General features: G+C 70.2%; 13 protein-coding genes and 3 pseudogenes. 7 read left to right on the plus strand and 9 right to left on the minus strand.

The window, feature by feature from the left end; translation table 11 throughout:
* Positions 1–25: 25 nt before the first annotated feature.
* The 3 genes and pseudogenes from ACHMXE_RS33835 (at position 26) to ACHMXE_RS33845 (ending at position 4,047) form a co-directional block, all read left to right on the plus strand.
* Positions 26–974, plus strand: a pseudogene (locus ACHMXE_RS33835) (ABC transporter permease).
* Positions 971–2,605 carry a dipeptide ABC transporter ATP-binding protein gene (locus ACHMXE_RS33840; RefSeq protein WP_395348381.1) on the plus strand — a complete coding sequence of 545 codons (1,635 nt, stop codon included), beginning with the start codon at positions 971–973 and terminating at the stop codon, positions 2,603–2,605. The pseudogene ACHMXE_RS33835 and the gene ACHMXE_RS33840 overlap by 4 nt, the downstream one beginning before the upstream one ends.
* A gap of 57 nt (positions 2,606–2,662) precedes the next feature.
* Positions 2,663–4,047, plus strand: a pseudogene (locus tag ACHMXE_RS33845) (amidase).
* A gap of 12 nt (positions 4,048–4,059) precedes the next feature.
* On the opposite strand, the gene ACHMXE_RS33850 reads toward ACHMXE_RS33845, so the two are convergent.
* From ACHMXE_RS33850 to ACHMXE_RS33870, 5 genes are all read right to left on the minus strand, one after another.
* The gene (locus ACHMXE_RS33850) at positions 4,060–4,293 is read right to left on the minus strand and encodes a hypothetical protein (protein ID WP_203204985.1); all 234 of its coding nucleotides are present in this window, start codon (positions 4,291–4,293) and stop codon (positions 4,060–4,062) included.
* Between the two features lie 117 nt (positions 4,294–4,410).
* Complete coding sequence (locus ACHMXE_RS33855; RefSeq protein ID WP_395348382.1) at positions 4,411–5,382, minus strand: ZIP family metal transporter; 972 nt, start codon at positions 5,380–5,382, stop codon at positions 4,411–4,413.
* 124 nt (positions 5,383–5,506) lie between these two features.
* Positions 5,507–6,418, minus strand: coding sequence for a dienelactone hydrolase family protein (locus tag ACHMXE_RS33860; protein ID WP_395348383.1), 912 nt, complete (start codon positions 6,416–6,418; stop codon positions 5,507–5,509).
* A gap of 132 nt (positions 6,419–6,550) precedes the next feature.
* Positions 6,551–7,294: an aspartate/glutamate racemase family protein gene (locus tag ACHMXE_RS33865; RefSeq protein ID WP_209541201.1), complete on the minus strand. Its 744-nt coding sequence runs from the start codon at positions 7,292–7,294 to the stop codon at positions 6,551–6,553.
* Positions 7,295–7,320: 26 nt separating this feature from the next.
* The gene (locus tag ACHMXE_RS33870) at positions 7,321–8,208 is read right to left on the minus strand and encodes a transporter substrate-binding domain-containing protein (RefSeq protein WP_203204981.1); all 888 of its coding nucleotides are present in this window, start codon (positions 8,206–8,208) and stop codon (positions 7,321–7,323) included.
* Positions 8,209–8,455: 247 nt separating this feature from the next.
* Between ACHMXE_RS33870 and ACHMXE_RS33875 the strand changes: the two are divergent.
* Positions 8,456–9,668, plus strand: a pseudogene (locus tag ACHMXE_RS33875) (D-amino acid dehydrogenase).
* Between the two features lie 4 nt (positions 9,669–9,672).
* Here the strand turns inward: ACHMXE_RS33875 and ACHMXE_RS33880 are convergent.
* From ACHMXE_RS33880 to polA, 4 genes are all read right to left on the minus strand, one after another.
* Positions 9,673–10,581 (minus strand): LysR family transcriptional regulator, encoded by a 909-nt coding sequence (locus ACHMXE_RS33880; protein WP_395348385.1) that lies wholly within the window; start codon positions 10,579–10,581, stop codon positions 9,673–9,675.
* A 7-nt stretch (positions 10,582–10,588) separates the two neighbouring features.
* Positions 10,589–11,887, minus strand: a complete 1,299-nt coding sequence (locus ACHMXE_RS33885; RefSeq protein ID WP_395348387.1) for a M20/M25/M40 family metallo-hydrolase — start codon at positions 11,885–11,887, stop codon at positions 10,589–10,591.
* A 72-nt stretch (positions 11,888–11,959) separates the two neighbouring features.
* A complete protein-coding gene (locus tag ACHMXE_RS33890; protein WP_395348389.1) occupies positions 11,960–12,802 on the minus strand; it encodes a DUF1566 domain-containing protein in 843 nt (280 codons plus the stop codon).
* A 255-nt stretch (positions 12,803–13,057) separates the two neighbouring features.
* Entirely contained in the window at positions 13,058–15,883 is a 2,826-nt protein-coding gene (gene polA / locus ACHMXE_RS33895; protein ID WP_395348390.1) for a DNA polymerase I, read from the minus strand.
* 107 nt (positions 15,884–15,990) lie between these two features.
* Here polA and ACHMXE_RS33900 point away from each other — a divergent pair, with 107 nt between their 5' ends.
* From ACHMXE_RS33900 to ACHMXE_RS33910, 3 genes are read left to right on the plus strand one after another with little or no spacing between them, the layout of a single operon-like run.
* A complete protein-coding gene (locus ACHMXE_RS33900; protein WP_093349026.1) occupies positions 15,991–16,362 on the plus strand; it encodes a hypothetical protein in 372 nt (123 codons plus the stop codon).
* A gap of 55 nt (positions 16,363–16,417) precedes the next feature.
* Positions 16,418–17,473 (plus strand): homoserine kinase, encoded by a 1,056-nt coding sequence (locus tag ACHMXE_RS33905; RefSeq protein WP_395348391.1) that lies wholly within the window; start codon positions 16,418–16,420, stop codon positions 17,471–17,473.
* Positions 17,474–17,483: 10 nt separating this feature from the next.
* Positions 17,484–18,314, plus strand: coding sequence for a BPSS1780 family membrane protein (locus ACHMXE_RS33910; protein ID WP_209541208.1), 831 nt, complete (start codon positions 17,484–17,486; stop codon positions 18,312–18,314).
* Positions 18,315–18,323: the final 9 nt, after the last annotated feature.

An 18,323-nucleotide genomic window follows, 5' to 3' on the forward strand; every position in this document is an offset into this window, starting at 1 on the left:
CCGACCTCCCATCGAAAGCTTCGCCATGACTTCGATCTCCCTGCCCGACGACGCCATCGGGCCCGACACCGCCGCGCCTCCGCCCCGCCCGCGTTCCGCATCGCGCCGCCTGCTCGCCAACGGCGCGGTGCGCATCGGCGGCGCGCTGCTGCTCGCGATGCTGCTGCTGGCCGTGGCCGCGCCCTGGCTGCACACCATCGATCCCGAATGCGATGGACCCCGCGAGCTCGCACCTGCCGCCGGGCGCGCGCGCCGAGTTCGTGACGCTCGCGGGCGACAGCTTCGTGCGCTTCTTCCCGCTGGGCACCGACAGCATGGGCCGCGACCTCTGGAGCCGCACGGCCTACGGCGCGCGGATCTCGCTGTCGGTGGGCGTGGCGGTGGCGCTGGGCTCGGTCGCGTTCGGCCTGGTGGTGGGCATGGTCGCGGGCTACTTCCGCCGACTCGACGGTTTCATCATGCGCGTGATGGACGGGATGATGGCCATCCCCGGCATCCTGTTCGCGATCGTGCTGGTGGCCGTGTGGCGGCCCAGCCTGCTGACCGTGATCCTGGCTATCGTGGTGCCCGAGACGCCGCGCGTGGCGCGGCTGGTGCGCTCGGTGGTGCTGTCGGTGCGCGAGGAGCCCTATGTCGAGGCCGCGGTCGCGCTCGACACGCCGACCTGGAAGCTGATGCTGCGCCACATCCTGCCGAACACGGCGGCGCCGCTGATCGTTCAGGGCACCTTCATCTGCGCGGCCGCGATGCTGGTGGAGGCCGTGATGTCCTTCCTCGGCATCGGCCTGCCATCCGATGTGCCGACCTGGGGCAACATCATGTCCGAGGGCCGCACGCACTTCACCTCGCATCCCTCGACCGTGCTGCTGCCGGGCGCCTTCCTCGCGCTCACGGTGCTGGCCGTGAACATGCTCGGCGACGGCCTGCGCGATGCGCTCGATCCCAAGTTCAAACAGCGCGGAGGCCGGGCATGACATCCAGCGTCACTCCCTCTTCCATCGCGCCCTGCCTCTCGGTGCGCGACCTCGCCATCGACCTGCCGGCCGGCGCCGACCGTGCGCATGCGGTGCACGGGATCTCCTTCGACGTGATGCCGGGCCAGGTCGTGTGCCTGCTCGGCGAATCCGGCTCCGGCAAGTCGGTGATCGCGCAGGCCGCGATGGGCCTGCTGCCGGCCTCGCTGCGGCCCTCGGCCGGCTGCATCGAGGTGCAGGGCGAGAACGTGCTGGCGGCCGACGCGAGGCGGCTGCGCGCGCTGCGCGGCGCCCGCATGGCGATGGTGTTCCAGGAGCCGATGACCGCGCTCAACCCGGTGATGCGCTGCGGCGCGCAGGTCGACGAGATCCTGGCCGAGCACACGACGCTGAAGGCCAGCGAGCGACGTCGGCGCGTGCTCGAGATCTTCGAGCGCGTGCGGCTGCCCGAGCCCCAGCGCATCTACGACGCCTATCCGCACCAGCTCTCGGGCGGGCAGCGCCAGCGCATCGTGATCGCCATCGCGCTGATCCTGCGCCCGGCGCTGCTGATCTGCGATGAGCCCACCACCGCGCTCGACGTGACCACGCAGGCCGAGATCCTCGCGCTGATCCGCGAGATGCAGCAGGAGAACGGCACCGCGGTGCTGTTCATCACGCACGACTTCGGCGTGGTGGCGGACATCGCCGACCGCGTGGTGGTGCTGCAGCTCGGCCGGCAGGTCGAGAGCGGGCCGAAGGACGAGGTGCTGCGGCGCCCGAAGGAGGCCTATACGCGCATGCTGCTCGCGGCGGTGCCGCAGCTCGCGCCGGTGCAGCGCCCGCCGGTCGACCGGCAGGCGCCGCTGCTCGATGCGCGTGGCGTCGGCAAGGTCTACCGCAGCGGCTCGTGGCCCGGCAAGCGCCGCTCGGTGCATGCGGCGGCCGACGTGTCGCTGCGGCTGCATGCGGGCGAGACCGTGGGCATCGTGGGCGAATCGGGCTCGGGCAAGTCGACCGTGGCGCGCTGCATCGCGCGGCTGATCGAACCCACCGACGGCGACATCCGCGTGCCCGGGATCGCGCAGCACGGCGGCCGTGCGGAGCGCTCGGCCTTCCGCCGCCTGGTGCAGGTGGTGTTCCAGGATCCCAACCGCTCGCTCAACCCGCGCCGCACCGTGGGCCAGTCGATCGTCGAGGGGCCGGTGAATTTCGGCGTGCCGCACGACCAGGCCTGGCAACGCGCCGAGGCGCTGATGGCACTGGTGCGGCTCAGGCCCGAGGTGCTGCACCGCTATCCGAGCGAGTTCTCGGGCGGCCAGCGCCAGCGCCTGTGCATCGCGCGCGCGCTGGCCTGCGAGCCGCGCGTGCTGATCGCCGACGAGGCCGTGTCGGCGCTCGACGTGTCGGTGCAGGACCAGATCCTCAAGCTGCTGGCCGAGATCCAGCAGCGGCTGTCGATCGGCATCCTGTTCATCACCCACGACCTGCGCGTGGCCAGCCAGATCTGCGATCGCCTGATCGTGATGCACAAGGGCCGCATCGTCGAACAGGGCACGGCGCATGAGGTGCTGCTGTCGCCGCAGGAAGCCTACACGCGCACGCTGCTGGCCGCCGCGCCGGGCCAGGGCTACGCCTTCGGGCGCGGCTGAGCGCCGTCACGCATGACCACCCCGCCCCATTCATCCATCCACAAGGAGACCGAAGACATGACCACACCGCTGCACGAGATGAGCGCCGTCCAGTTGCTCGAGCACTACCGCGACCGCGTGCTGTCGCCCGTCGAAGTGACCCAGGCCGTGCTCGCACGCATCGAGCGCTGGGAGCCGAGCATCCGCGCCACCTACGCGCTCGACGCCGAAGCCGCGCTCGCGGCGGCCCGCGCTTCCGAGGCGCGCTGGGCCCAGGGCCGGCCGCAGGGCGCGCTCGACGGCGTGCCGATCACGCTGAAGGAGAACATCGGCACGCGCGGCACGCCCAAACCGGTAGGCAGCGCCGCGACCGTGCTCGCGCCCGAGACCTCCGACGCCCAGCAGCCGCGCGCGTGCGCGAAGCGGGCGCAGTCATCGTCACCAAGACCACGATGCCCGACTTCGGTTTCCTGGGCGCGGCGCCATCGAGTTTCCATGCGCTCACGCGCAATCCATGGAACCTGGCGCACAACACGGGCGGCTCGAGTTCGGGCGCCGGTGCCGCGGCGGCCGCCGGCTACGGCCCGCTGCACCTGGGCACCGACATCGGCGGCTCGGTGCGCATTCCCGCGAGCTTCTGCGGCGTGTTCGGCCTCAAGCCCAGCCATGGCCGCATTCCGGTCGATCCACCCGCGGCCGCGCGCGTGATCGGTCCGATGACGCGCACCGTGGCCGATGCCGCGCTGCTGATGCAGGTGGTGTCGCAGCCCGATGCGCGCGACTACATGAGCCTGCCGCCGAACGACATCGCGTGGCACCAGCTCGAGCGCAGCGTGAAGGGCCTGCGCATCGGCCTGTGGACCGAAACCATGGGCGGCTGGCCGATCGATGCGGAAGTGAAGGCGGCCGTGCTGGCGGCCGCGCGCCTGTTCGAGCAGGCCGGCGCCATCGTCGAGCCGCTGGCAGACTGGACCACGCCCGAGCTGCGCCTGGGCATGGCGCACTTCTTCACCATGCGCTGCCGCGTCGACCTGGCCGCGATGGCACCCGAGCGCGCGAAGCTGGCGGCCGACTACATCCACCATGCCGCCGAGTTCGCGGCCTCGCACACGCCCGAGGAGGTGTTCCTGTCCTTCACGCGCCTGCAGGCGCTGCGCGCGGCCACCGTGGCGGCCACGCAGCCCTTCGATTTCGTGCTGTCGCCGGTGTCGCCCGGGCTGCCGTTCGCGGCCGAGGCCATCAACAGCGGCTCGCAGAACCTGCTCAAGGATTCGCACTTCACATCGGTGTTCAACCAGTCGGAACAACCGGCCGCGTCGATCAACTGCGGTCATTCGAAGAGCGGCCTGCCGATCGGCCTGCAGATCGCGGGGCGGCGCTTCGACGATCTGGGGGTGCTGCAGATGGCGCGCTTCTACGAGTCGGTGCGCCCGCAGCAGGCGGCCTGGCCGGAGCCGGCCTGACCGCGGCCCGGTTCAGTCGGGCGCGTTCATCACCCGGTCGAACTCCTCGTCGGCCGGCACGTTGTCGGCATCGAGCTCGCTGGCATCGGTGAGGTCGATGCCGGTTTCCTCGGACAGGGAATCGGCGGCCTCAGCGTCGACGGCATCGAAGTCGTCCTCGGGCAGGCCGTCGGCATCGAGGTCCTCGTCGACTTCCTCGGGGATCGGCGCGGGGCGCGCGCTGGTGACGGCGGCTCGGGTGGTCATGGTCTTTTCCTCACGGATGGCTGGGCGAAGCAGGCCCCTATGTTGCGCCGATTTCGCGTCATCCGGAAGACGGTGCGGGTGACGGGACGTATCGCCCGCCCGCACCTGTTCAAACGATCAGTTCTTGTTCGCCTCGGGCTTGGCCTCGCCTTCGTGCGCATGGTCGTGGTCATGCCCTTCCTCGTGCGCATGCGCGGCGTGGTTGTGCCCGTGGTCGTGGCCATGCTCGCCGCTGTGCGCGAGGCGGCTCACGCCCGTGACCAGCGCGATGCCCGCGATCAGCCAGGCGATCTGCCCGAGGGTCTGGCGCATCGGCAGGCGCTTCTGCAGTTGCGGGATCAGGTCGGCCAGCGCGACGTAGACGAAGCTGCTGCCGGCGAGCACGAGGAAGTACGGCAGCCAGCCATGCAGCTGGTCGACCAGCCACCAGCCGGCGATGCCGCCGAGCATGGTCATGGTGCCGGCCAGCGACACCTTCACGAGCGCGGCGCGCTGGTTGGCCGAACTCTGGCGCAGCACCACGAGGTCGCCGATGTGGTGCGGCACCTCGTGCGCGAGCACGGCGAGGGCGGCGACCAGGCCCAGGCGCAGGTCGGCGATGAAGGCCGAGGCGATCAGGATGCCGTCGCCGAAGCAGTGCACGCTGTCGCCGGTGAGCACGGCCCAGCCGCCGGCGCGCGGGCCGTGGTCGTGACCGTGGTGCGCATGGCCGTGGCCGTGCGCGTGGTCGTGATGGCCGTGGTTGTCGTAGATGGGACCGAGCTGCACCTGCTGCTCGGGCGTGTCGCCGCCGTGGTGGTGCTCATGCCCGTGGTGCCACAGCTCGGCCTTGTCGAGCAGGAAGAAGAACACCACGCCGAACAGCAGCACCGCGAACAGCAGCGCGGGCTCGATGCGGCTTTCGAAGGCCTCGGGCAACAGGTGCATAAAGGCGGTGGCGAGCAGCGCGCCCGCCGCCAGGCTCAGCAGGTGCTGCGGATTCACGCCGCCCGAGCCGCTGCGCACGCCCACGCGCAGCAGCAGCGCTGCGAGCCACACGCTGCCGATGCCGGCGACCAGGGTCGCCAAGATGATCACTATCAAGTTCATAGCTGCTTACGCAATAAGGACGCCCGATGCGCCCAGTTCCATTCATTAAAAGCAAAAAGGCCGCCCCTTGCGGGGACGGCCTTCGGCGGGAGCTGGCTCTGGGGTCGTCCTGGGCGCTGATCGCTCAGGCGACACCGTTGGCTTTGAACCAGGCGGTGGCTCGCTGCCATCCGTCGTCGGCCGCGCTCTTGACGTAGCTGGGACGGTAGTCGGCATGGAACGCATGGCCTGCTTCGGGATACACGACGAAGCTCGAAGCCTTGGCAGCCGGAGAGCCATTTGCCAGGGCCGATTTCATCTTATCAACGGTGTCAAGGGGGATACCCTGGTCTTTTCCGCCGTACAGGCCGAGCACCGGCGCCTGCAGGCTGGCGGCGATGTCGACCGGGTGCTTCGGCGTCAGGTCGCTGGCCTGGCCGACCAGCCGGCCGTACCAGGCGACGCCGGCCTTGACCTTGCCGGTGGCGGCGTAGAGCCAGGTGATGCGGCCGCCCCAGCAGAAGCCGGTGATGCCGGCCTTGGAGGTGTCGCCGCCGTTGGCCGCGGCGTACTGCAGCGCGCCGTCGAGGTCGGCCAGCACCTGCGCGTCGGGCACCTTGCTCACGATGTCGGCCTGCAGCTTGGGAATGTCGGTGTAGCCGCGCGGATCGCCCTGGCGCGCATAGAGCTCGGGCGCGATGGCGAGGTAGCCGAGCTTGGCGAAGCGGCGGCAGGTGTCGGCGATGTATTCGTGCACGCCGAAGATCTCCTGCACCACCAGGATCACCGGCAGGCCGGTCTTGTTGGCCGGCGCCGCGGCATAGGCCGGCACCTCGAAGCCGTTGACCGTGTACTTGATCGGGCCGGCCTTCAGGCCGTCGGCCGGGGTGCTGATGGCGGTCTGCGCCATCACCGGCATGACGGCGGCGGCGTAGCCCACGCCGATGGCGGCCTTGAGCGCGGTGCGCCGCGTCGCGCCCTGCTCGGTGCTGTCGCCGGGGCGCAGCGAGTCGAAGTCGGATTGCAGGTCGGAACGGCGGTCGTCGAGTTGGGGCATGAAGAGGGCTCCAGGTGAGGGATCGTCGGACAAGGGGCAGATGCGAAAAAACGCACGCCGCAATGTAGGCGATAACGGCCCGTCCTCCCTGTTCGCGGGGTTGATGACCCCGCGCGGACGCCCTTTTGCCGCTCAGCGCGGTTCGTAGGCCCGGCGCGCCAGCGCCGCCGCCAGCACCTGCGCCGGATCGACCAGCCGCAGCCCCGCCACCGCGCTCGAGCCCGCGAGCCCCAGTGGCACCTCGGTGCAGCCCATGATGATGGTGACCGGCCCGTGGCGCTCGGCCAGCCGCAGCGCGACCTCGGAGAAGCAGCGCTCGGCCAGCGCCATGTCGCCGGCCTTCACGCCCTCGAAGATGCCGCGCGCGATGGTGCGTCGCTCGTCCTCGCTGGGCACGTGGCAGCCCAGGCCGGCCTCGGCCAGCGCCTGCTCGTAGAGGCCGATGCGGTAAGTGCCCTCGGTGGCCATCAGCGCCACCTCGCCCGCGCCCTGCGCCGCCAGGTGCTGCGCGGTCTCGCGCGCCATGTGCAGCAGCTCGACCTGCGGAAAGCGTTCCTGCAGCCGCGCATGCCAGGCATGGGCGGTGTTGCAGGCGATCGCCACCGTGCGGCTGCCGAGCGCCGCCAGCCGGCCCAACGCCTGCAGCATCGGCTCGAGCGGCTGGTGCGCGCCGTTCTCGGCGCTCGACAGCAGCGCGCCGGTGCGGTCGGGCACCGGCACCTGCGCGAGCCAGTGCTCGGGAAAGGACTGGTCGCGCACCGGCTCGCCGCGCGCGCGCATCTGCTGCGCGCAGGCCTGCACGAACAGGCGCACGAAGTCGGCGCCCGCGGCCGGGCCCATGCCGCCCAGGATGCCTACGACCTGCGTGGAGACCATGTCCTCGTGTCCGATCGGCGAGCGGCTCAGGTCGCCGGCTTGTCGCTGAATTCCTTGAGGTTGTCCTTGAGCTGCGGGCTCATCGGCAGGTTCAGCGGCAGGTTCTTCGGCGGGATCGGCGACATGAACCACTTGGTGTAGAGCTTCTCGAACTCCCCGCTCTTCATCATGCCGATGAAGGTGTCGTCGACCAGCTTCTTGAAGGCCGGGTCGTCCTTGGGCAGCATGCAGGCATAGGGCTCGACCTGCAGCGACTCGCCCACCACCTCGTAGTCGGCCGGGTTCTTCGAGTTGGCGATCAGGCCGAACAGCAGGATGTCGTCCATCGCGAAGGCGACGGCGCGGTCGCTCTCCACCAGCAGGAACGCGTCGGCGTGGTCCTTGCCGAGCACGATGTTCATGTCGAGGTTCTTCTCGGTGTTGTACTTGCGCATGACCAACGCGTTGGTGGTGCCGGTGGTGCTGGCCACGGTCTTCTTCGCGAGGTCGGCGTAGTCCTTGATCTTCGAGGACTTCTTCACCAGCAGGCGCGTGCCCGTGTAGAAGTGGTTGACCGCGAAGGACACGTCCTTGCCGCGCGCGGTGTTGTTGGTGGTGGAGCCGCACTCGAGGTCGATGGTGCCGTTGGTGATCAGCGGGATGCGGTTCTGCGAGGTCACGGCCATCAGCTGCACCTGCAGGTTCGGCTTGTTGAGCTTCTTCTTCACCGCCTCGACCACCGCGTTCGACATCTCGACCGCGAAGCCGATCGGCTTGTTGGGGCCGTCGAGGTAGCTGAACGGCACCGACGACTCGCGGTAGGCCAGCGTGATCTTGCCGGACTCGGCGATCTTGGCCAGCGTGTCGGCGGCCTGGGCGCCGGTGGCAGCGAGCAGGACCGTGGCGGCGGCGGCCATCAATGCGGAGAGTTTCATGCGAGCCTTCTTCGAGGGAGGTTGAACAGGAGGACCAGTGTAAGAAAGAGTGACTCAGGACGGCAATTCCAATAGCGGGCTGGGCCATACCCAAAGGTTATGGGCAGGGAAAACCCGGGCGGCGGGGCATGCCCTTTGGCTATGGGCCACGCCTCTTTTTGCATTTCCGCGCCGGCGGCGGCGCGCCTACAGTCGAGGCTCACCTCTTCCCTCCCCTTCCCTCTCTCGTTCCCGAAAGTTGCCTCTCATGCATGTGTGCGTGCTCGGCGCCGGCATCGTGGGCCTGGCCACCGCCTGGCAACTCGAACGCCTGGGCCACCAGGTCAGCGTCGTCGATCGCGCCGCCCCCGGCGCGGGCGCGAGCGGCGGCAACGGCGCGCAGCTCAGCTACTCGTACGTGCAGCCGCTGGCCGATCCCGCGATCTGGCGGCAGTTGCCGAAGCTGCTGCTCGCGCCGAATTCGCCGCTCAAGCTGCGCCCGCAGCTCGATCCGCTGCAATGGCGCTGGGGCCTGGCCTTCCTCGCGGCCTGCAATGCACGCACCTCGCGCGACACCACCGAGAAGCTGCTGGCACTCGCCGCCGAAAGCCGCGCCGGCTTCGAGGCCATGCAGGCCGACGCCGCGCCCGACTGCGACTTCTCGGCCACCGGCAAGCTGGTGCTGTATGCGAGCGAGGCCGCGCTGGCCGGGGCGCGCGCGCAAGTCGAGCTGCAGCGCACCATGGGCAGCGAGCAGCGCATCGTGCGCCCCGACGAGTGCGCGGCCATCGAGCCCGCGCTCGCCGACTACGCGCGCGGCATCGCGGGCGCGGTCTACACGCCCAGCGAATGCGCGGCCGACTGCCTCAAGGTCTGCGCCGAGCTGATGCGGGTGCTCGCGCGCGCGCGGCGTGCGCTTCGAGCTCGGCACCGAGGCCCGCGGCTTCGCGCAGGCCGGCGGTCGCATCGCCGCGGTTCGCACGGCCGCGGGCGACATCGAGGCCGATGCCTTCGTGATGGCACTCGGCACCGCCTCGCACAAGCTGGGTCGCGCGCTCGGCGCCTACCTGCCGGTGTATCCGCTCAAGGGCTACAGCATCACGCTCGACGTCGATCCGGCACCGGGCGCGGCGCCGACCGTGAACGTGACCGACAGCGCGCGCAAGGTGGTGTTCGCGCGCATCGGCTCGCGCCTGCGCGTGGCGGGCATGGCCGAGCTCGTGGGGCACGACGCGCGCATTCCAGCCACCCGCATCCAGACCCTGGCCGAGGCCACGCGCGCCGTGTTCCCGCGCGCGAGCCGGCTGGCCGAGCTGCATCCCTGGACCGGCATGCGCCCGGCCACGCCCACGGGCCTGCCGATCGTCGGCCGGCTCGAGGGCGCGCCCTCGAACATGCTGTTCAACACCGGCCACGGCGCGCTGGGCTTCACGCTGGCCTTCGGGTCGGCGCGTCGCGTCGCTGCCGCGCTGGCCGCCTGAAAAGCTAGACCACCCCCGCCTCGACGATCGCCTGCTGCATGCAGCGCGTGATGCCGCGCACGGCCACCGAATCGGGCCGGCCGGTGAAGCGCAGCGCGCGGATCGGCACCGGGATGTGCGGCTCGAGCGTGAGCACGTCGACCTTGGAGGTATCGGCCGAGCGCGCGGTGCAGCCGTCGACCAGCGCCACGCCCAGGCCGTGGTGCGCCATCGCCAGCGCCGCGTGGTAGGTCTGCACCGTGACCACCGCCTGCTGGAAGCCCACGCCGGCCTGGCGGCAGGCCTGGCTCAGGCTGGTGCCGACGGGGTCGCGGCTGTCGAGGCCGATCACCGGCCGCTCGGCCAGGTCGTGCAGCGCCACCGAGCCGTTGCGCACCAGCATGCGCGGCAGCATGCCCTTGGGCGCGATGCAGACCATGCGGCTGTCGGCCACGGTCTCTTGCGTGAGCGAGGGATGCACGGCCGGGCTGAACGCGAAGCCGACATCGGCTTCCTGCAGCAGCAGCGCCGACATGATCTGCGGCGAATGCAGCGACTCCACGCTGATGGCGTAGCCCGGATGCTTCTCGCGGAAGGCCTTGAGCGCGCGCGGCAGGATCTCGTAGCTCAGCGCCAGCACGCTGAGGATGCGCAGCTCGCCGGTGTCGGCGCCCGCGCGCAGGTTGGCCGCGAGCCGCTGCACCTCGTCGAGCTGCGCGAACAGCCGCTCGATGTGCGGGTACAGCGTGAGCGCCTCGGTGGTGGGCGTGAGCCGCCCCTTGGCGCGCTGGAACAGCGGAAAGCCCAGCTGCAGCTCGGCATGCTGCAGCGTGCGGCTGACGGCCGGCTGCGTGATGTTGATGAGCCGCGCCGCCGCGCTCACGCTGCCGGTGAGCATGATGGCGTTGAAGACCTCGATGTGGCGCAGCCGCATGGCGGGCTCAGCGCACGCTGGTCTTGCCGCGCGCGATGTCCATCACCATGCGCGTGGCCAGGTACAGCCGCGGTTCGATGGAATCGATCAGCACGTACTCGGCATCGGCCGAGTGCGCGCCGAAGCCCTGCAGGCCGAAGCGCTCGATCACCGGCGCCTTGGTCTTGAGCGAGGCGAAGGCCGCGTCGGTGCCGCCGCCGGCGGCCTTGTCGTCGGCACCCAGCGGGCGGCCGAGCTCGTCGCTGTAGATCGCCTGCGCGTGCCTGGCGAGCGCGCGCGAGGCATCGGTGGCCTCGAGCGGCGGACGGCGGCGCTCGAACTTCAGCTCGACCTTGGCCTCGGGAATCAGCTGCTTCTTCACGCGCTCGTTGACCTGCTGCTCGATGCGGTCGTAGTCGGCGACCTTGAGCACGCGCACGTCGGCGCCCGCGGTAGCCGAGGCCGGGATCACGTTGCGGTTGCTGCCCGACTTCGAGATGGTCCAGTTCATCTTGAGGCCGGTGGCCGGGTCGGACAGGTCGCGCATCTGCAGGATCTGATGCGACAGCTCGTAGAGCGCGTTCACGCCGAGCTCGGGCGCCGAACCGGCGTGCGAGGCCTTGCCGCTGACGTTGAGCGTGACCGAGGCGATGCCGGCGGTGGCCAGCGAGAGCTTGTCGTCCTTGACCGAGGCGCCCTCGAAGGAGAGCACCGCGTCGTGCTCGCCGCCCAGGCGCGTGAGCAGCGCGCGCGAGCCGGGCGAGCTGATCTCCTCGTCGCCGTTGATCAGCACCGTGAGCGTGCCGTACTCCTTGAACTTGAGCGCCTGCAGCATCGCCACCGCGTGGAGGATGACGGCCACGCCCTGCTTGTCGTCGGCGATGCCCAGGCCGTAAGCCTTGTCGCCCTCGACGCGGAACGGCTGCCTGTTGAGCATGCCGATGGTGTAGACCGTGTCCATGTGGGCGATCAGCATGATCTTCTTCGTGCCCGTGCCCTTGAAGGTGGCGCGCACCACGCGGCCGATCTTCTCGGGCGTGTCCTCCATGCGGTAGGCCTCGGCGCTCGGGTCGATCAGCTCGACCTCGCCGCCGAGCGCCTTGAGCTTGGCGGCGATCAGGTCGGAGATCTTTTCCAGGCCCTCGAGGTCGCGGCTGCCGGACTCGATGGCCACCAGTTGCGAGAGCGAATCGAGCAGCGGCTGCTTCTGCGCGGCGGCGAGCTCGGCGATGCGCGCGTCAGGCGCGGCGGCGGCCGTGGCGGCGGCACCGGCCAGCAGCATCGGCAGCAGTGCGCGCGCGAAGAAGCGGGAGGGGTGGAAATGCATGTTCTGGTCTCCTGACGATGATGGCGGTCGAACGGCGGATTCAAGCACGGGCGCGGTCGCGACGCGACCCTCTCATTCGCGCACGAGCCGCACGCCGAGATGCATGATGCGTGCCTCGCAGTAGATGGCGCCCTCGCGGCTCAGCACCCAGGCACTGATCGATGCGCGGGCCGTCGATGTCTCCGGGCTCGAGTTGCAGACGGTGGAAGACCACTGGCCCGCGCGCAACGCCTCCTTGCCCTGCGCCGGAAAGTCCGATGGGGGCAGCTCGAAGCGATCGACCTCTCGCTGCGCAAGGCTGTTGACCTCCTTGATGGTGGGCAGGCGCCAGCCGGCCTGCTCGCCGGCGCGCTGCAGCGCCTGCACGTAGTCGTAGCGCTTCGCGCTCCAGGTGCAGCGCTTGCCGTTCCAGGTCTGCGGCTCCTCGCAGCGGCGCCACACCAGGCCGGTGTGGCGGTCCTCGACCGCGCCGCCCGCCACGCCGCGCTCGTCGGGCAGTTCGCGCCAGCGCCCGGCCTTCGGCGCCTCGGGGCCACGCACCAGGCGCACGAAGAGCGGCGGCTCGCGCGACATGTCGGGGTCGCAGTCGTAGACGAAGCCGTTCGCGAAGTTCACGCACCACGGACTCGTGGGATCGCGCATGTCGGAGGTCAGGTAGAGGGCCGGCACGGTGTTCGGAAACCAGCGCGCGTCGATGACCGACTGCTCCGCCAGCGGCCGGTCGGCGCGCACCTCGGGCACGCGTTCCTTACCCAGGTCGACCAGGCCGTGCAGCTCGGCCACGCTGGGCAGGCGCCAGTCGGCGTAGCCGCACAGCCGGCTCGCATTGACCTGCGCCACGTAGGCCACGGCATCGGCGGGCCGGCCGTTGTCGCGCTTGCCCTCCCAGACCAGGCCCGACACGCGGTCGCGCACGCAGGCTGTTCTCGGCTGGCCTGGCACGGGCTCGTAGGCCAGCGGACCAGCGCCCTGCCGGCCGTCCTGCTTGGGAACCAGGGCCAGCGGCCCGGCGTCGGTGCAGGCCTGGGGCGTGGGCCAGCCTTCCTTTCGTCAAGCCCAGGCAGATGCGCACGCCGGTGGGCGGCACCTTGGACGGCACGGGCTGCGCGGCCGCGGGCGACGCGATGCACCCGGTGAGAACGGCCGCCGCGACGAGGGCCCGCGCCAGGCTCAATGCGCCTTGTCCCAGTTCGGTCCCACGCCGATCTCGGCCAGCAGCGGCACCTTGAGATCGGCCACGCTGGCCATGATGCGCGGGATCTCGGTGCGCACCCATTCGACCTCGGCCTCGGGCACCTCGAACACCAGTTCGTCGTGCACCTGCATGATCATCTTCGTGCCGCGCCTCTCGGCATCGAGCACGTCCTGCACCTTGACCATGCTGAGCTTGATGAGGTCGGCCGCCGTGCCCTGCATCGGCGCGTTGATGGCCGCGCGCTCGGCGCCGCCGCGGCGCGGGCCGTTGGGCGAGTTGATCTCGGGCAGGTACAGGCGCCGGCCGAACACGGTCTCGACGTAGCCCTGCTCCTTGGCCGAGGCCTTGGTCTCGTCCATGTAGGCCTTCACGCCCGGGTAGCGCGCGAAGTAGCGCTCGATGTAGGAGGCCGCGGCCTTGGTCTCGATGCCGAGGTTCTTCGCCAGGCCGAAGCTGCTCATGCCGTAGATCAGGCCGAAGTTGATGACCTTGGCATAGCGGCGCTGCTCGCTCGACACCTGGTCGGGCGTGGAGCCGAAGACCTCGGCCGCGGTGGCGCGGTGCACGTCGATGCCTTCGGTGAAGGCGCGCAAGAGCGACTCGTCGCCGCTGATGTGGGCCATGATGCGCAGCTCGATCTGCGAGTAGTCGGCGCTCGCGATCACGCTTCCCGCCGGCGCCACGAAGGCCTCGCGCACGCGCCGACCTTCGGGCGTGCGGATCGGGATGTTCTGCAGGTTGGGGTCGTTGCTCGACAGGCGCCCGGTGACGGCCACCGCCTGCGCGTAGTGCGTGTGCACGCGGCCGGTGCGCGGATTGGCGAGCTGGCCGAGCTTGTCGGTGTAGGTGCCCTTGAGCTTCGACAGGCCGCGATGCTCGAGGATCTTCGCGGGCAGCGGATAGTCCTCGGCCAGCTTCTCGAGCACTTCCTCGTCGGTGCTGGGCGCGCCGCTCGGCGTCTTCTTGACCACCGGCAGGCCGAGCTTGGTGAAGAAGATCTCGCCGATCTGCTTGGGCGAACCGAGGTTGAACGGCTGGCCCGCGATCTCGTAGGCCTCCTGCTCGAGCGCCATGATGCGCGTGCCGAGCTCGTGGCTCTGCGCGGCCAGGGTGGCGCTGTCGATCAGCACGCCGTTGCGCTCGACGCGGTAGAGCGCCTCGCTCGAATCCATCTCGAGCTGGTAGATGAAGCGCAGCTGCTCGTTCGTTTCGAGCTGCGGCCACAGCGTGCCGTGCACGTCGAGCGTCTGGTCGCTGTCCTCGCACGAATACTCGGCGGCCTTGGCGATGTCGACCTGGCTGAACGGGATCTGGTGCGCGCCCTTGCCGCAGAGGTCCTCGTACGAGATGCCGCTGCGGCCCAGGTGGCGCTCGGCCAGGCTGGCCAGTCCGTGCGGCCGGTGCACCTCGAGCACGTAGCTCTGCAGCATGGTGTCGTGCGCGTAGCCCTGCACCTCGATGCCGTGGTTGGCGAACACGTGGCGGTCGTACTTGATGTGCTGGCCCAGCTTCTTCTTCGCGCCGTTCTCGAGCCAGGGCTTGAGTTTGGCGAGCACCTCGTCGATCGGCAGCTGCGCGGGCGCGTCGGGATAGTTGTGCGTGAGCGGTATGTAGGCCGCCTCGCCGGGCTTCACGCTGAAGCTGATGCCGACGATCTGCGCCACCATCTCGTCGAGCGAGGTGGTCTCGGTGTCGATGGCCGCGAGCTCGGCGGCCTCGAGGCGCGCGAGCCAGCCGTCGAACTGCTCCCAGGTGAAGATGGTGTCGTATTGCAGGTTGCTCGCGGGCGCGGCGGCTTCCATCGCGGCGCCTTCCTCCGACGGTTCGTCGAACAGGCCGCTCTGGTCGTCGTTGGCCTTGGCCGCCTTCGAGGCCCTCTTCTTGAGGTTCTCCTCGATCAGCTCGGGCGGAACCGCCTGCGCCTCGAGCGACTTGACGAGGCTCTTGAAGCCGAACTGCTCGTAGAAGGGCTTGAGCGCGTCGGTCTGCGGCGCGCCGACCGGCAGGCCTTCGAGCGAGGGCAGGCCCTCGACATGGCCGGCCAGGTCGCAGTCGGTGCGGATCGTCACGAGCCGGCGGCTCAGCGGCAGCTTGTCGAGCGCCTTGCGCAGGTTCTCGCCGGCCGCGCCCTTGACCTCGGCCGCGCGCTCGACCAGCGCGTCGAGCGAGCCGTATTCGAGCAGCCACTTGGCAGCGGTCTTGGGGCCGACCTTCTCGACGCCGGGCACGTTGTCGACCGAGTCGCCCACCAGCGTCTGGTAGTCGACCATCAGGTTCGGCGGCACGCCGAACTCGGCCGTGACGCCGGCCACGTCGCGCTTCTTGCCGTTCATCGTGTCGATGATGGTGATGTGCTCGTCGACCAACTGGCTCAGGTCCTTGTCGCCGCTGGAGACGATCACCTCGATGCCCTGCGCGGCCGCCATCTTGGCGAGCGTGCCGATCACGTCGTCGGCCTCCACGTCGGGCACGCTGAGCACCGGCCAGCCCAGCAGCTTGACCACCTCGTGGATGGGGTCGATCTGGCTGCGCAGGTCGTCGGGCATCGGCGAGCGGTTGGCCTTGTACTCGGGATACCAGTCGTCGCGGAAGGTCTTGCCGGGGGCGTCGAAGATGCAGGCCGCGTAATCGGCGCGCACCTCGCGCCGCAGCGCCGTCATCATGTTGATCATGCCCCGGATCGCGCCCGTGGCCGGGCTCTTCGGATCGCCGGGCACGGCCCGCAGGTCGGGCATGGCGTGGAAGGCGCGATAGAGGTAGCTCGATCCATCGACGAGCAGCAGCGTTTTCTTGTCGGTCATCGGGGCATTTTGCCTGCCTCCACGCGCCCCCGAATGTCCTTGCGGACCACGCCGCCACGGGCCCTGCGACGACAACCCCGGCACGGCGCGCCGCCTACAATCCATGCATGCCCGACTCCACACTCCTGGTTGCCCGCCGCCTCCTGCTGGCGCTGGCCCTCGCCACCCCCTTCGCCGCCGTGCAAGCGCAGAACGCGCCCGCGGCGGCACCGGCTGCAGCGGATCCCTCGCTACAGAATCAGGAGCAGCAGGCCGACGGTCGGCGCAACCAGAAGATCGAGCACCTGCACACCGAGGACAGCGGCGCCTCGGTCGACGAGGTCCGCTACGGCGGCCGCACGCAGAGCATCAACGTGACGCCCAAGGCCAACATGCCCGGCTACCAGGTGCTGCCGAACGATCCGTCCGGCGCGCGTCCCAACGCGGCCGACGGCCCCGCGGGCACCTCGCCCCGGGTCTGGAACGTCATGAAGTTCTGACCGTGCGACGCATCGCAGCGGCAGCCGCATCCCAACCGCGCTGAGGGCGCTTTCCATGGCAGTCTTTACCGAAGTCGAATTCGGCGAGGCCGACGCGCTCGTGCAGCGCCTCGGCCTGGGCCCCCTGCGCGAGCTGCGCGGCATCGAGGGCGGCATCGAGAACACCAACTACTTCGCCACCACCGAGTCGGGCGAGTACGTTCTCACGCTGTTCGAGCGCCTGAGCGCCGAGCAGCTCCCCTACTACCTGTGCCTGATGCAGCACCTGGCCGCGCGCGGCCTGCCGGTGCCCGAGCCGGTGGCCGACCCGGCCGTGCAGCCGATCGACGCCCAGGGCGCGCATCCGCTGTCGGTGCCGGCCAATGCGCCCTGCGAGCTGCTGCTCAAGGTGGCGGGCAAGCCGGCCGCGGTGGTGCGCAAGCTCGCGGGCCGCAGCGAGCTCGCACCGGGCACCGCGCACTGCGCCGAACTCGGTTCGCTGCTGGCGCGCATGCACTTGGCGGGGCGCGACTTTCCGCGCATCCAGCCCAACCTGCGCGGCCTGCCGTGGTGGAACGACACGGTGCCGGTGGTGCTGCCCCACATCGACGAGGCCCAATCGGCCCTGCTGCGCGGCGAGCTCGCGTACCAGAACCACGTGGCCGAGTCCTCGGCCTATGCCGCCCTGCCGCGCGGGCCGGTGCATGCCGACCTGTTCCGCGACAACGCGATGTTCGAGACCGGCCATGAGGAAGGCGCGGCGCCGCGCCTGACCGGCGTGTTCGACTTCTACTTCGCCGGCACCGACACCTGGCTGTTCGACCTGGCCGTGTGCCTGAACGACTGGGCCATCGACCTGCCGACCGGCCGCCACGACGAGGAGCGCGCCGAGGCGCTGCTCGCCGCCTACGAGAGCGTGCGCGCGCTCAACGCCTCGGAACGCGCCCTGCTGCCCGCGATGCTGCGCGCCGCGGCGCTGCGCTTCTGGATCTCCCGCCTCTGGGACTTCCACCTGCCGCGCGAGGCCAGCATGCTCAAGCCCCACGATCCCACGCACTTCGAGCGCGTGCTGCGCGAGCGCGTGCGGCGCCCGCACGTCATGGCCCGCGCCCTCGAGCCCGTGGCCGCCTGACCCGTACCCCATGAAACTCCATCTCGTGCCGGCCAAGACCGGCGCCCAATGGGTCCGCCTCGGACTCAAGACCTTCTGGCGGCAGCCGCTGGCCTTCGTGTCGCTGTTCTTCCTGCTGATGGCGCTGATCTCGACCTTGTCAGTGGTGCCGCTGCTGGGCAGCGTGCTGGCGCCGGTGCTGCTGCCGTTCATGACGCTGGGGCTGATGGTCGCCACCGCGGTGGCCTATAACGACGAGCAGGCCGGCAACGACGGCGTGGCCGGCGCGCGCCGGCCCACCGGCTCGGCGATGTTCGTCGAGGTCTTCGCCGCGCTGCGCGCCGAATGGCGTCCGCTGGTGGTGCTGGGCCTGATCTCGGCCGTGTACTTCGTGCTCGCGGTGCTGGCCACCGCGCTGGTCGACGGCGGCCAGCTCGCGCGCGCCTACCTGCTCGACGAGGCGCTCTCGCCCGAGGTGCTGGCCAGCAGCGAGTTCCAGGTCGCGCGCATGGTCCACCTGTGCCTGAACCTGCCGCTGTCGCTCGCGATGTGGCATGCGCCCGCGCTGGTGCACTGGCACCGCGTGGAGCCGGTGAAGAGCATCTTCTTCAGCATCGTGGCGCTGTTCCGCAACTTCGGCGCCTATGCGCTGTTCGGCATCGCCTGGTTCGGCGTGTTCCTTTTGGCCGGCATCGCGGTCGGCCTGATCGCCACCGTGCTGGTGGGCGTCGGCGCCGTGGGCGCGGGCTCGGGCGCCACCGCGATCGGCACCGTGCTGATCGTGGGCACGGCGCTGGTGCTGGCGGCGATGTCGCTGGCCTCGACCTGGTTCACCTTTCGCGACAGCTTCGACCCGAACTGAGCCGGGCCG

Origin of the sequence: Variovorax sp. UC122_21, from assembly GCF_044056785.1 — a bacterium.
Classification (GTDB): Bacteria; Pseudomonadota; Gammaproteobacteria; order Burkholderiales; family Burkholderiaceae_C; genus Variovorax.

Coding starts and splice junctions, on each gene's coding strand:
- ACHMXE_RS33840 (WP_395348381.1), top strand. CDS start 971: ATGACATCCAGCGTCACTCCCTCTTCCATCGCGCCCTGCCTCTCGGTG.
- ACHMXE_RS33850 (WP_203204985.1), bottom strand. CDS start 4,293: ATGACCACCCGAGCCGCCGTCACCAGCGCGCGCCCCGCGCCGATCCCC.
- ACHMXE_RS33855 (WP_395348382.1), bottom strand. CDS start 5,382: ATGAACTTGATAGTGATCATCTTGGCGACCCTGGTCGCCGGCATCGGC.
- ACHMXE_RS33860 (WP_395348383.1), bottom strand. CDS start 6,418: ATGCCCCAACTCGACGACCGCCGTTCCGACCTGCAATCCGACTTCGAC.
- ACHMXE_RS33865 (WP_209541201.1), bottom strand. CDS start 7,294: ATGGTCTCCACGCAGGTCGTAGGCATCCTGGGCGGCATGGGCCCGGCC.
- ACHMXE_RS33870 (WP_203204981.1), bottom strand. CDS start 8,208: ATGAAACTCTCCGCATTGATGGCCGCCGCCGCCACGGTCCTGCTCGCT.
- ACHMXE_RS33880 (WP_395348385.1), bottom strand. CDS start 10,581: ATGCGGCTGCGCCACATCGAGGTCTTCAACGCCATCATGCTCACCGGC.
- ACHMXE_RS33885 (WP_395348387.1), bottom strand. CDS start 11,887: ATGCATTTCCACCCCTCCCGCTTCTTCGCGCGCGCACTGCTGCCGATG.
- polA (WP_395348390.1), bottom strand. CDS start 15,883: ATGACCGACAAGAAAACGCTGCTGCTCGTCGATGGATCGAGCTACCTC.
- ACHMXE_RS33900 (WP_093349026.1), top strand. CDS start 15,991: ATGCCCGACTCCACACTCCTGGTTGCCCGCCGCCTCCTGCTGGCGCTG.
- ACHMXE_RS33905 (WP_395348391.1), top strand. CDS start 16,418: ATGGCAGTCTTTACCGAAGTCGAATTCGGCGAGGCCGACGCGCTCGTG.
- ACHMXE_RS33910 (WP_209541208.1), top strand. CDS start 17,484: ATGAAACTCCATCTCGTGCCGGCCAAGACCGGCGCCCAATGGGTCCGC.